This is a genomic window from Cryobacterium luteum, from assembly GCF_900110125.1.
GTDB lineage: Bacteria > Actinomycetota > Actinomycetes > Actinomycetales > Microbacteriaceae > Cryobacterium > Cryobacterium luteum.
On the sequence record NZ_FOCN01000014.1, the window covers coordinates 1 to 12778 of the forward strand.

The window sequence follows — 12778 nt, forward strand, 5'->3', positions numbered from 1 at the left end:
CAGCGGCCTCGGCGCCGGGCTCACCGCGAACGTCAACATCACCGTGCCGGTGCTCACCCTGATGGGTAAGAGTGAAGAGCCCGGCGAACTCGAAGGCTACGGGCCGATCGACCCCGAAACCGCCCGCAAGCTGGCCGGCACCGCAACAAGCTTCCTGCGCGTCCTCACCCACCCGCACACCGGCATCGTCCTCGACGTCAGCGCCGAACCCTTCCGAGTACCCGCCGCACTAAAGAAATACCTCCGCCTGCGCGACGGAAGCTGCCGCTTCCCCGGCTGCAACCGCTCCGCCGGGCACAGCGACCTCGACCACACCATCGACAAACAATTCGGCGGCCCCACCACCGCCACCAACCTGCACTTCCTCTCCCCCGCCCACCACAACCTCAAACACTTCAGCAACTGGACAGTCACCGCCGACCCCGACGGCACCCTCCACTGGACCAGCCCAGCCGGCAAACACTACGCCACCGACCCCGCCACCCGAATCACCCCACCGCCGCAACAAGCACCACCAACACCCCCACCACCAGCCACGCCACCACCACCCGTACCGGACCCCTGGACCTCCGACAGGGCCGCCTCCGGCTCGGACACCACCGACACCCACCCGTTCTAGCGCCGCGCGGTCACCTGCGCGGCGGGGAATGCCGGGTGCAGAATGCTGACCGGCGGGCGGGGCATCCGCTGAGCCGCTCGTCCGCAACACTATTGCCGAGGGCAGCTACCGGGTGTAGATATGGGGCATGGTCGAATGCCTGCCCCATTTCATCGGATCAAAGTCCATTCCCGGCGCTCAAATTTCGGATCCTCTCGCGGTGTGCAAGATCTGCGGGGGAATCACCTGCAACGAGCACGGCCAGCGCGACCCGGCCGTGCCGGAATTCGTCTGCGTACTTTGCGATATTGCCCCTCTCAATCACAGCGCCGGCGGCGGTGGTGACGGCGGCCAACCATCCTCCTCCAGCCGCTTCGCCTCGTGGGAACAGTTCCTGGAACGGCAGCCATCGTATCCGCAGGACTGGCTGGCCGAGGGCCTGTACCAGTGGACCAACGAACCCGGCCTTCTGATCGAGTACGTGGGACCAGACCCGGCGGCCCAGAAATTGCTCGCGGCAGCCGCCGCACTCGGCTCTCTGTTGGAGATCCCGCCCGAACACCTGCCGCAGCGGGTGGCGCTGATGCTCGGTTTCGGACCCCAGCTGCTGCTATGACCGTTCCGGCCGTCGCGCCCGCCTTCGACTACGAGATCCGCTGCCGCGACGATGTGGCCGAGGGGACCCTCAGTATCCCGGAACGCTCCGACTGGTGGAGCCTCCCGTCCAACGTGAGTTCTGACATCGTTCGAGTGGATGTGGGTGGTCGCGTCGATTTTCTGCGCGCCACCCAGCGAAAGTTCGGCCAGTCGAACGAGGCCTTAGTGGTCTGCGGCACCTCGCACCAGCTGCGCCTGCATCGGCTGCGCACCTCGACCGATGGGCGCCTGGCACTGTTCGGGCTGGCGCTGGCGATCATCGCCGAGGGCATCAAACTGTCCCTCACCATCGGTCAGAGCACTCCGCTCGTGGCCATCGGAGCGGTGGGCGTGAGTGTGCTCAACGTTCAGGCCGTGCTGCTGACCGCGATCGGCCTCGTGCTCGTGGTCTGGAAGCGCGTGCTCGCGGCACGGGGTTGAGAAGCACCCGCCATGAGACGGACAGCCGCTCAGGAGGCCGAGCGGGCTCGCTTCGGCTTCGATTTGGGCTTGGCCCGGTCACGGCTGGCCTCGACGCTGCGCCGCAGTGCTTCCATGAGGTCGAGCACCTCGCCGCCCTCACCTTCGTCGGTCGTTTCACCGAAGGTCACCTCGGTCGACACCGCGTCACCGCTCTTCAGCTTGGCCTCAATTAGCGCCCGCAATTCGTCCTGATAGTCGTCGTTGAAGGCATCCGGTGCAAAATCGGCCGCGAACGACTCAACCAATGCCGCCGACATATCCAGTTCTTTGGCACTGATATTGACCCGCTCGTCGAGGGACGCAAATTTGGCCTCGCGTACCTCGTCGTCCCAGAGCAGGGATTGCAGCATAAGCACGTCGCCGTGCACGCGCAACGCACCCAGCCGGGTCTTCTGCCTCAGGGCAAAGTGCACGATGGCCGTGCGATCGGTGGCTTCCAGCGTGCGCCGCAGCAGCACGTAGGCCTTGGCAGACTTGCCGTCCGGTTCGAGAAAGTAGCTCTTGTCGAGCATGATCGGGTCGATCTGGTCGCTCGGCACGAACTCGACCACGTCGATCTCCTTGCTGTGCTCGGCCGGCAGCGACGCGAAGTCGTCAGCGGTGAGCACCACGGTCTGCTCGCCGTCGTCGAAAGCCTTGTCGATGTGGTCGTACGGAACGACCTTGGCGCAGATCTCACACCGACGTTGGTAGCGGATGCGTCCCCCATCGGCATCGTGCACCTGATGCAGTGACACGTCGTGATCCTCGGTGGCGCTGTACACCTTGACGGGCACATTGACGAGCCCGAAGGTGATCGCACCGGTCCAGATGCTTCTCATGCGACCAGTACACACCCGAATGAGACATTTTTCGCCTAGTAGACCCGGGGTTTCCGCGGCACAGTTGACGCATGAACGCCAGCAGCCAGGTCGTCTCTGTGGAAGGCCACCGCATCACACTCACCCACCTGGACAAGATTTTGTACCCGGAGACCGGCACCACGAAGGCCGACGTGCTGGCCTACTACGCGGCGATCGCCGACGTGCTGATCGCCCACGCGGCGAACCGCCCGGCCACCCGCAAGCGCTGGGTACACGGAATCGGCACCATCGAGCACCCCGGCACGATGTTCTTTCAGAAGAACCTCGAACCGTCAACGCCGAACTGGGTGAAACGGCACGAGATCGCGCACAAAGATCATGTGAACACCTATCCGCTCGTGAACGACCTCGCCACCCTCACCTGGCTCGGGCAGATGAGCGCCCTCGAAATCCACGTGCCGCAGTGGCAGTTCGGCCGCACCGGCACCCCGCGCAATCCCGACCGGCTGGTGCTCGACCTCGACCCGGGCGACGGTGTCGGACTGCTCGAATGCGCCGAGGTGGCGCGGCTGGCCCGAGTGATCCTGCAGCACATGGGATTGCAACCGATGCCGGTGACCAGCGGGAGCAAGGGCATCCACTTGTATGCCGCCCTCGACCTGTCGTACACCTCAGACCAGGTGTCGGCCGTGGCACACGAACTGGCCAGAGCGCTCGAGGCGGACCACCGCGATCTCGTGGTGAGCGACATGAAGAAGACCCTGCGCCCCGGCAAGGTGTTCGTGGACTGGAGCCAAAATAATGCCGCGAAGACCACCATCACACCGTATTCCCTGCGCGGGCGCAGCCACCCGATGGTTGCGACGCCGCGCACCTGGAAGGAGCTGGCCTCGGCCCAGCTCGAGCAGCTCGACTACAGGCAGGTGCTCGCCCGCTTGAAGCGCCGGGATGATCCGCTCGCGCTGCTGTCGGCCGGGTCGTTCGAGCATGCGGCTGGCACAACCAGCGACACGGCGACCCCCGCCCTCGTGACAACGGACCGGCTGACGGTGTACCGCGGCAAGCGCGACGCCGCGAAGACGCCGGAGCCCGTTCCCGCTGCGCCGGCCGTGGCGTCCAACGGCCTGTCATTCGTCATTCAGGAGCACCACGCCCGCAGCCTGCACTGGGATTTTCGACTCGAACACGAGGGGGTGCTCGTGTCGTGGGCGCTGCCCCGCGGCGTGCCCGTCACATCAGCGCAGAACCGGCTGGCGGTACACGTCGAAGATCACCCGCTCGAGTACGGCAGCTTCGAGGGAACTATTCCGGTCGGGGAATATGGTGCCGGCGACGTGTCCATCTGGGACCGCGGCGTGTACGACCTCGAAAAATGGCGCGACGACGAAGTGATCGTCACCCTGCACGGCGAGCCGGACGCCGGGCTCGGCGGCACCGCCCGGTTTGCCCTGATTCGCACGAGTGACAGCCACGGCAGCAGGGCAGCCAACAACTGGCTGATTCACCGCATGAAACCGAGCGTCGGATCCTCGGGCAGCTCACGCACGAATGCCCGCCCGCACGGCGGCCCAGCCGCCGAGATCACTCCCCCGCCACCGAAAAACGCCTACTCTCCCATGCTCGCCGCCGCCGGTTCCGAAGCCGATCTCGGCGACGACCTCGGACTTGGCGAGTGGGCGTTCGAAATGAAGTGGGACGGCATGCGCGCACTCGCCTATGTGTCGCTGGCCGAGCACAACGTTCGCTTGGTCACCCGCAACGGGCACGATGTGACCGCGTCCTATCCCGACCTCGTCGCCGACCTGCTCGCGGCACTGGCGCCAAAAGCGAGCAGCGCAGCACAGAGCAGCGCAGCACAGGACGGCGCAGTGCTCGACAGCGCAGTGCTCGACGGCGAGATCGTGGCCGTCGACAAACGCGGTCGCCCCGACTTCGGCCTGTTGCAGACGCGGATGAAACTCACCGAGGCCCGCGAGGTCGCCTCAGCGGCCCGCACGGCTCCGGTGCAGCTGATGCTCTTCGACCTGCTCGAGCTGAACGGCCGCTCGCTCACCGGATTGACCTACACCGCGCGCCGAAACCTGCTGGAAGCCACGGTGACCGCGACCGGCTCCACGCAGGTACCGCCACGTCTCACCGGCGGCTTCGCCGAAGCCTTTCAGATCAGTCGCCAGCTCGGTTTGGAAGGGGTCATGGCCAAACGGCAGGACGGCCGCTATACGATCGGGCGGCGGTCCAGGGACTGGGTGAAGATCAAACATTTTCGCACCCAGGAAGTAGTCGTCGGCGGCTGGCGACCGGGCCGAGGCAACCGCGCCGGTGCGATCGGATCGCTGCTCCTGGGGATACCCACCGACACGGGCTTGCGTTACATCGGCCGGGTGGGCACGGGGTTCGGCGAACGCGACCTGGCCGACATCCGCTCAAGGCTCACCCGTCTGGTGCGCAAGACCACTCCGTTCAGCGACATCCCGCAAACGGATGCGCAGGGCGCGGTCTGGGTGCGCCCCACCCTCGTCGCCGAGGTCGAGTTCGCCGAGTGGACTGCGACCGGTCGGCTGCGCCAGCCGTCCTGGCGAGGCTGGCGACCCGACAAGGCACCGGGCGACATAACATCCGAATGATGCGGGTACGATCTAGCATTACCCCATGGTGAGTGCTCGACATCCCGAACACGCGGCGATACCACGCGCACAACGCGTCACCCGCCGGTGGCCGCTGATCAGCGGTCTCGGTGCGGTCGCCCTCTCCCTCGGCCTCGGCGTCCTGGTACTGCTGCGCGGCACCGCTGACACCGCCGACGCCGCATCGCTCGCCATCGACCGGTCCTGGCTGGCCTGGATCGACCGGTTTCGCGGCCCGGCCCTGGACTCCGCCGCGCTGGTCTTGAACTATCTCGGCTTCGGGCTTACGGCGTCGCTGCTGATTCCGGCACTGATCGTGGCCGTTCTGCTGCTGGCCCGACGTTTCTGGGCGGTCGGCTTCTATCTCGCGGCGACGATGCTCACCGGCGGAGCCGTTCAGGTGATCAAACGTCTGTTCGCGAGAACCCGCCCGCAGGACATCCTGGTGACCGTCGATTTCGGATCGTTTCCGTCGGGTCACGTGGCGAACGCGGCCGCCATGGCCACCATTTTCGTACTCCTGTTTCCACGGTGGTGGGTCGGGGCGCTCGGAGCCGCCTACACGCTGGCCATGATGATCAGCCGCACCTACCTGGGAGCACACTGGTTGACCGACACGATCGGTGCCCTGCTGCTCGGCACGGGCATTGCCGTTGTAGTCTGGGCGCCGTTGGCGGCAAAACTCGACGGCGAATACCGGCTGCGAGCCGACCGGAGACCGCACTAACCAGACCTCGCTGTTGCACCGAAAGGACGCGCGGATGAATGCCATCCAGCCCACCACGGCGTGGCGCTCACGCTGGAACAAGCTCATCGTCGATCCCCGTCCGCTGTCAGCGGCCGGGCGTCGTCACATGCGGTGGACAGCCGGCGCGCTCGTGGCCGCCGGAATCATTTTGTTCGCCTGCTTGCTCGTTGACGTGCTGCAGCCCGACCGGGCGTCGTTCTACGATTCTCCGGTTCGGGAGTGGCTCGTCGATAACCGGTCGCCGACCCTCACGGTCGTCATGATCGGGCTGGCCATCGTCTTCGGGCCGGTCGCACTGCCGATTATCGTGCTGGTGCTCACCGTGGTCTGGGGTTTCACGGGCAAGCACGCGTGGCGGCCCCTGCTGCTGGCGATCGCCATGCTGACCGGAGTCATTCTGGCTCAGATTCTGGCTCCCCTTATTGCCCGCACCCGCCCGCCGGTCGAGCTGATGCTGTTCGGCGCCGACTACTCCTTCTCATTTCCATCGGGGCATGTTCTCGGCGCGGCCGATTTTGTGCTGGTGCTGACCTACCTGATCGTGTCGCGGAGGCCCAGCCGCCGGGCTGTCGCCATTGGGTTCAGCATCGCGGTGGTCTGCATCGCCCTCGCCGCGATCAGCCGGCTGTATCTCGGCTACCACTGGGCGACGGATGCCCTCGCCTCGCTCTCGATTTCGCTCGTGGTGCTCAGCGCCGTGATCGCCTGGGATACCCGTCACGCTGCCCGCGGTCTACAACCGGGCGCGGCGGGCTCGAACGAAGCAGTAGACGCCGTACGCGATCAGGCCGATGCCGATCAAGATCAGGGCGATCGTTCCGAACGGCAGGGCGGCGAGCGCCTTGAGCGCCCCATCGAGCCCGGTGGATTTACTGGCATCCTGGGTGAGCGCGGCGGCACCGATGAGGATCGCGACGACGGCGAGCGCGACGCCCTTGGCGACATACCCGACGACGCCGAGGGCGATGACCGCGCGCCCGACCGGCCCGCTCGGCACGGCGACGTCTGACCGAAACTTCTGCGCTGCACCCTTGTAGATGAAATACCCGGCAACGCCGAGCACGGCCACCCCGGCCAGGAACAGCACGATTGTGCCGCCGGGTGAGGACAGCAGCGACGCACTGGCGCTCTGGGCGCTGCCGGCCGAACTGGACGAACCGCCCTGAGCAAAGGTCAGGGCGGTGGCTCCGAGCGCGAAGTAGACGATGGCTTTGGCAATATTGGCCAGACGACGCGACCACCTGCGTTTGGGCTCGCCCTGCAGCACGAAGGCGGAGATGAGTAGCCAGAGCCCCAGGGCGAACATTCCGATCACAACGGTCCAGAGCAGAAATACTCCGCCCGGGCTCGACGCCAGTTGCGCGAGCGCCCCGCTTTGATCAGCCGAACCGCTGCCGGCGCCGATCGCCACGGTGATCGCGATCGAACCGATCAGGATGTGCAGCAACCCGTTCACGGCGAATCCCAGCCGGGCCAGCAGTTGCAGAGTGGAACTGTTGCTCGCGTCGCGAGCGATGTGTGTCGCCGATGCATTCATCACGGGCTCAGCATAGGCGCACACACACCGTCCCGCGCAGGACTAGACCGTCCACTGGCACATCACCGGGTGACGTCGTCTCGGAGTGACGGGTCACCGGCCTCGGACGTCTGGGCACCTTCGGCGGCGACACCGGCGATGTTGACCATCCAGTTGGTGCCGAATTTGTCGACCAGCGTGCCGAAGCTGTCACCCCAGGGAGCTTTGTTGAGCGGCATGGTGATGGTGCCTCCCTCGACCAGCTTGTCCCAGTAGCCGGTCAGTTCGGTCTCATCCTCGCCGCTGAGGGAGACCGTCACGCTGCTGCTCGTGGGGAGTTCCATGCTGTTGGGGGTGTCGGAAGCCATCAGCGAGAATCCGCTCGTGGTCGTCAGCTCCGAGTGCATGATCTTGTTCTGTTCGGCCGGATCTTCGCTCGCCTGGTATTCCCCGAAGGTGCTGCGGGTGACCTCGCCGCCGAAGACGCCCTGGTAGAAGTCCATCGCTTCGCGGGCAGTGTCGCGAAAGCCGAGATACGGGTTGAGACGACTGCTCATGGTTGTTCTCCTTCTCATCGGGGCGGGGTTGTGGAGTGGTGCTGTGATTATTGCCCCGATCCAGCAATCTGACGAGTCGTGACAGGCAGCCGTTCCCAGGAGAGCGCTATGGCCGTTCCCTGAACCGACACAGACTGCTCGGCGGGTACAGTGACGGGCATGAAGCTGATCGCCATCGACCCGCCCACCCGCAGCTTTTCGCGCTGGCTCACCGACGAAGAAATCGGCCGGGTGATCGCCCACAAACGCGGCTGGCGGCAGGCGCCCGACGGCAGCGTGCTGGCGGGCAAGATTCGCAAGACCAGAATCAGCGCTTCGCTCGCGCAGCTCGGCGCCACCGCGGTCGCGCGCGGCTGGGCCAGCCGGCCGCGGGTCGAGCCGAGCGACAGCAGCGGCCCCACCCACATGATGTGGGGCATCATCGACGCGCGCACCGACGCCGAGATCGCCGCAGAACTCGGCGGGTAGTTCTCGGGGTACGTCGCGTAGCGTGGATGTATGAGCCTCGACCCCAGTTACATCACACCCGGCAAAGATTTCGACCGCGACACCAATTACATCGAAGACCGCATCACCCAGGACGGCCGGGACGGCTGGCCCGTGGAACCCGGCCGCTACCGTCTGGTCGCCGCCCGCGCCTGCCCGTGGGCCAACCGCACCACGATCGTGCGCCGCCTGCTCGGCCTCGAGGGCGTCATCTCCCTCGGCCTGCCCGGCCCCACCCACGACAAGAACAGCTGGACCTTCGACCTCGACCCGGGTGGCGTGGACCCGGTGCTCGGCATCGAACGCCTACAGCAGGCCTTCTTCGCCCGCTTTCCCGACTATCCGCGGGGCATCACCGTACCGGCGATCGTCGATGTCACCTCGGGTCAGGTCGTCACCAACAACTACCCGCAGATCACCCTCGACTTCGAAACCGAGTGGATCGCGCACCACCGCGCCGGTGCCCCCGACCTCTACCCCCAAGCCCTGCGGGCCGAGATCGGCGAGGTCGCCAACCTCATCTTTCACGACGTCAACAACGGCGTCTACAAGTGCGGCTTCGCCGGCAGCCAGAAATCCTACGAGCGGGCCTACGACGCACTCTTCGCCCGGCTGGACTGGCTTGAAGAACGCCTGGCCGGGCAGCGGTATCTCGTGGGCGACACGATCACCGAGGCGGACATCCGCTTGTTCACCACCCTTGCCCGCTTCGACGCGGTCTATCACGGGCATTTCAAGTGCAATCGCAACAAGCTCAGCGAGATGCCGGTGCTGTGGGCCTACGCGCGCGACCTGTTCCAGACTCCCGGTTTCGGCGACACGATCGATTTCAACCAGATCAAGAAGCACTACTACGTGACCCACGTCGACATCAATCCCAGTGGCATCGTGCCGAAGGGTCCGGATGCTGCGGCTTGGCTGGCACCGCATTCTCGCGCCGATCTCGGTGGCCGTCCGTTCGGCACCGGAACCCCGCCGGAGCCGCCGCTGCCCGCCGAGCGCATCGTGAACTGACGATCGCGCTAGTCGGGCTTTTTGGCGCGGCTGGGCTGCACCCGCGGCGGCTCCCCCGGCATCTTGGGAAAGTCCGGCGGAAACGGCAGCTCGCCGAGGCCGTCGGCCAGATCGCGTTCCCACCACGAATAGAGGGTGTCGATCGAGCCGGGCTGCTCGTGCAGGGCAGCCCACGGGTCGCCCTGCTCCCGCAGCCGGGCCGGCACGGTGAGGATTGTGAACGCGCGCGGATCGGCCTGGGCCAGTTCGCTCCACTCCAGCGGGCAGGACACCGGGGCGTGCGGCAGCGGCCGCGGGCTGTAGGCGCCCGCCATGGTGCGGTCACGGTTGGCCTGGTTGTAGTCGATGAAAATGCGCTCACCGCGCTCTTCCTTCCACCAGTTCGTGGTGACCTGGGTGGGCATCCGTCGCTCCAGCTCGCGCGCTGCGGCGATGACCGCGTGCCGCACGTCGAGAAATTCGCGGATCGGAGTGATCGACGCGAACACGTGCAGCCCGCGGTTGCCGGACGTCTTGACGAACGCGGTCAGACCAGCCTCGGCCAGCAGATCCCTGAGCTCGAACGCGACCGGAATAGTGTCAGCGAAGTCCGTGCCCGGCTGCGGATCGAGGTCGATGCGCAGCTCGTCGGGATTGTCGGCGAGTTCGGCGCGAGACGGCCAGGGGTGGAACACGATCGTGTTCATCTGCACCGCCCACACCGCGGCGGCCGGTTCGTCGATCACGAGCTGCGGATGCGTGCGCCCGCTCGGGTAGACCACCGGCACGGCCCGCACATAGTCGGGTGCGCCCTTCGGCGGGTTCTTCGAGAAGAACTGCTCGCCGTCGATGCCGCCACTGAATCGTTGCAGCGACAGCGGACGATCACCGTTGGCGCGCACGAATTGCTCGCCCACGGCGATGATGTACCGGGCGAGATCGAGTTTGGTGATTCCCGGTTCGGGCCAGAGTACCCGGGCCGGGCTCGACAGGCGCACCGCGCGCGCGCCGTGCGGGCCGTCAACCGTCACAACCTGCGCGTCAGAGCTCATGCGCACACTGTAGTCAGATACGTCAGGAGCGGGTGCCCGGCACGCGTACTCTGAACGAGTGCCTCGAGTCGTGACTGCCCTGCAATGACTCCAGCGCACCCGGGCCGCGGGGCGGCATCCGCTGGTTGGAACGGGCACTCCCACGGCAGCTCCGACTACCGCAAACTGCTCGCGGGACTGTTCTTCGCCGGCATCGCCACCTTCGCCCAGCTGTACTCGCCCCAGGCGGTGCTCGCCCGGATCGCCGACGATATCGGCGTCAGCGCAGCGGATGCCGCTCTCGTCATCTCGGCGTCGACGCTCGGCCTGGCCGTCGGCGTGATTCCCTGGTCGCTCGTGGCCGACCGACTCGGCCGGGTGCGGGCCATGTCGATCGCCGTGATCGCGGCAACGGTGTTCGGGCTGCTCGTGCCCTTCGCTCCCACCTTTTCGCTGCTGCTCACCGGTCGTTTCGTGGAAGGGCTCATGCTCGGCGGCGTACCGGCGATCGCGATCGCGTACCTGAGCGAGGAAATCGAGCCACGGCACGCCGCCCGCGCGGCCGGCACCTACGTTGCCGGAACCTCGATCGGCGGTCTGCTCGGGCGGCTCGTGGCCGGGCCGATCACCGAATTGGCACACTGGCGGGTGGGAGTCTTCGCGGTGGGAGTGCTCTGCGCTGTCGCGGCCGTTCTGTTCATTACGCTGGTTCCTGCACCGCGCGGCTTCGTGCCCCGACGATTCGTGCCGCGGCGGGCACGCGAGCGTGGCAGCGACCCGGGGCTGGTCGATCTGTTACGCGCCAACCTGTCGTCGCCGCGCCTGCTCGCCCTTTATGCCCAGGGGTTTCTGCTGATGGGCGGGTTCGTCGCCCTCTACAACTACCTCGGTTTTCGCCTCGCCCACGACCCGTTCAACCTGCCGCAGGCCCTGATCAGCCTGGTCTTCGTGGCCTACCTGGCCGGCACCTGGTCGTCGGCCCAGGCCGGCATTCTGGCCGCCCGCTTCGGCCGCTGGTGGGTGCTGATCAGTTCTCTCGCGTGCATGACCGCGGGAGTGCTGCTGACCTTGTCAACCGTGCTGGTACTCGTTCTGCTCGGCGTGCTGCTGGCCACGGCCGGGTTCTTCGCCGCCCACGCTGTCGCCTCGGGCTGGACCGGGGCCGAAGCCCGGATCGGTCGCGCCCAGGCATCATCGCTCTACAACCTCGCCTACTACGCCGGGTCGAGCCTGTTCGGGTGGCTCGGCGGCGTGTTCTTCGTGCAGTGGGGGTGGGGCGGAACCGTCGGCATGGTCGCCGGCCTCGCCGTGCTCGCGGCCGTTGTGACCGTTGCCGCACTTCGTCCTCCGCAGAATCCGGCCCACACCACCGGGTTCGCAGGTAGCCGATCTAACATCGGACCATGACTGAGCGAGTACAACCCGACCCCGTGCACCCCGGCCAGGAATCCGTCTGGGATTACCCACGCCCACCCCGCGTCGAGCACACCGGGGAACACGTCACCATCGAACTCGAGGGAGTGACCATCGTCGACACGACCGACGTCGTGCGGGTGCTCGAGACCAGCCATCCGCCGGTCTACTACCTGCCACGAAGCGCCTTCGCTCCGGGGGTGCTGCAGGCCGCACCCGGCCAGAGCTACTGCGAATACAAGGGCGTCGCCGGTTACGCGTCAATCGGCGCGCGCATCCGCTCAGCGTGGTTCTACCCCACTCCGACGCCGGGATATGAATCCCTGGCCGAGCGGGTCGCGATTTATCCGGGAGCGATGGACCGGTGCACCGTCGACGGTGAAACCGTGCGCGCGCAGGAAGGCGACTATTACGGCGGCTGGATCACCGCGAAAATCGTCGGACCGTTCAAAGGGTCAGCGGGCACTATGGGGTGGTAGCGATTCTCGACGAAATTGTTGCACGGACTTGTCCGGGTGCGGGTACCCTCAGACCAGCCAGGCCTAACTGAAGGAGCTGCCGTGAACCGCGACGAGAGTGACGATCAGATTCTCAGGCAGTGGACACGCCGCCTCAGTCAGGCCCTTCAGATTCTGGACCTGGAGGTAGACAACAACCTCGTGCTCAACGTCGCCGACGAAGCCGCCCATGCGGTCAGTCCGATGGCCGCACCCATCACCACCTTCGTCGTCGGCTACGCCGCTGGCTTTGCCGCTGCTCAGTTAGCGCTCGCGTCGCAGACGGCCATCGTTCGGGCAGCGGATGTCGTGATCGCCGTCTGCCGGCAGCCCGCGACCGAGAGTCCCGACGAGGGCGGCTGGGTCAACACCGCCCAGTAGCCCAACGGCGCA

14 protein-coding genes and 1 pseudogene are annotated in these 12778 nt (G+C 66.4%); 11 read left to right on the forward strand and 4 right to left on the reverse strand.

Features of this window, described 5'->3' with window-relative positions; all coding sequences use genetic code 11:
- From BMW72_RS19520 to BMW72_RS13160, 3 genes are all read left to right on the forward strand, one after another.
- Positions 1-619: HNH endonuclease signature motif containing protein (locus tag BMW72_RS19520; protein WP_139175916.1), on the forward strand; the 619-nt coding region annotated here is incomplete at its 5' end.
- A 127-nt stretch (positions 620-746) separates the two neighbouring features.
- A complete protein-coding gene (locus BMW72_RS13155) occupies positions 747-1214 on the forward strand; it encodes a hypothetical protein (RefSeq protein WP_092111287.1) in 468 nt (155 codons plus the stop codon).
- Complete coding sequence (locus tag BMW72_RS13160; RefSeq protein WP_092111289.1) at positions 1211-1675, forward strand: hypothetical protein; 465 nt, start codon at positions 1211-1213, stop codon at positions 1673-1675. The genes BMW72_RS13155 and BMW72_RS13160 overlap by 4 nt, the downstream gene beginning before the upstream one ends.
- A gap of 29 nt (positions 1676-1704) precedes the next feature.
- Here BMW72_RS13160 and ku read toward each other — a convergent pair whose 3' ends face one another.
- Positions 1705-2538, reverse strand: coding sequence for a non-homologous end joining protein Ku (gene ku, locus BMW72_RS13165; protein WP_092111291.1), 834 nt, complete (start codon positions 2536-2538; stop codon positions 1705-1707).
- Between the two features lie 71 nt (positions 2539-2609).
- On the opposite strand from ku, the gene BMW72_RS13170 reads away from it, so the two are divergent.
- The 3 genes and pseudogenes from BMW72_RS13170 to BMW72_RS19525 all read left to right on the forward strand — a co-directional run.
- A complete protein-coding gene (locus BMW72_RS13170; RefSeq protein WP_092111293.1) occupies positions 2610-5144 on the forward strand; it encodes an ATP-dependent DNA ligase in 2535 nt (844 codons plus the stop codon).
- 25 nt (positions 5145-5169) lie between these two features.
- Positions 5170-5871 (forward strand): phosphatase PAP2 family protein, encoded by a 702-nt coding sequence (locus BMW72_RS13175; protein ID WP_092111295.1) that lies wholly within the window; start codon positions 5170-5172, stop codon positions 5869-5871.
- A 280-nt stretch (positions 5872-6151) separates the two neighbouring features.
- Positions 6152-6592 (forward strand): annotated as a pseudogene (locus BMW72_RS19525) (phosphatase PAP2 family protein); the annotation flags it as partial.
- 33 nt (positions 6593-6625) lie between these two features.
- Here BMW72_RS19525 and BMW72_RS13185 read toward each other — a convergent pair.
- On the reverse strand, positions 6626-7429 hold the full coding sequence (locus tag BMW72_RS13185; RefSeq protein ID WP_092111297.1) for a DUF1206 domain-containing protein: 804 nt from the start codon (positions 7427-7429) through the stop codon (positions 6626-6628).
- 62 nt (positions 7430-7491) lie between these two features.
- Positions 7492-7965 carry a VOC family protein gene (locus BMW72_RS13190; protein ID WP_092111299.1) on the reverse strand — a complete coding sequence of 158 codons (474 nt, stop codon included), beginning with the start codon at positions 7963-7965 and terminating at the stop codon, positions 7492-7494.
- Between the two features lie 159 nt (positions 7966-8124).
- On the opposite strand from BMW72_RS13190, the gene BMW72_RS13195 reads away from it, so the two are divergent.
- Together BMW72_RS13195 and BMW72_RS13200 are read left to right on the forward strand one after the other, a co-directional pair.
- A complete protein-coding gene (locus BMW72_RS13195) occupies positions 8125-8433 on the forward strand; it encodes a hypothetical protein (protein ID WP_092111301.1) in 309 nt (102 codons plus the stop codon).
- 30 nt (positions 8434-8463) lie between these two features.
- Entirely contained in the window at positions 8464-9465 is a 1002-nt protein-coding gene (locus BMW72_RS13200) for a glutathione S-transferase family protein (protein ID WP_092111303.1), read from the forward strand.
- Between the two features lie 8 nt (positions 9466-9473).
- On the opposite strand, the gene ligD is transcribed toward BMW72_RS13200, so the two are convergent.
- A complete protein-coding gene (gene ligD / locus BMW72_RS13205) occupies positions 9474-10496 on the reverse strand; it encodes a non-homologous end-joining DNA ligase (RefSeq protein WP_092111305.1) in 1023 nt (340 codons plus the stop codon).
- A gap of 84 nt (positions 10497-10580) precedes the next feature.
- Between ligD and BMW72_RS13210 the strand changes: the two genes are divergently transcribed.
- The 3 genes from BMW72_RS13210 (at position 10581) to BMW72_RS13220 (ending at position 12766) form a co-directional block, all read left to right on the forward strand.
- The gene (locus BMW72_RS13210) at positions 10581-11882 is read left to right on the forward strand and encodes an MFS transporter (RefSeq protein WP_092111306.1); all 1302 of its coding nucleotides are present in this window, start codon (positions 10581-10583) and stop codon (positions 11880-11882) included.
- The gene (locus tag BMW72_RS13215) at positions 11879-12367 is read left to right on the forward strand and encodes a DUF427 domain-containing protein (RefSeq protein ID WP_092111307.1); all 489 of its coding nucleotides are present in this window, start codon (positions 11879-11881) and stop codon (positions 12365-12367) included. Before BMW72_RS13210 ends, BMW72_RS13215 begins: the two co-directional genes overlap by 4 nt.
- An 81-nt stretch (positions 12368-12448) precedes the next feature.
- Positions 12449-12766, forward strand: a complete 318-nt coding sequence (locus BMW72_RS13220; protein WP_092111309.1) for a DUF6457 domain-containing protein — start codon at positions 12449-12451, stop codon at positions 12764-12766.
- Positions 12767-12778 lie beyond the last annotated feature (12 nt).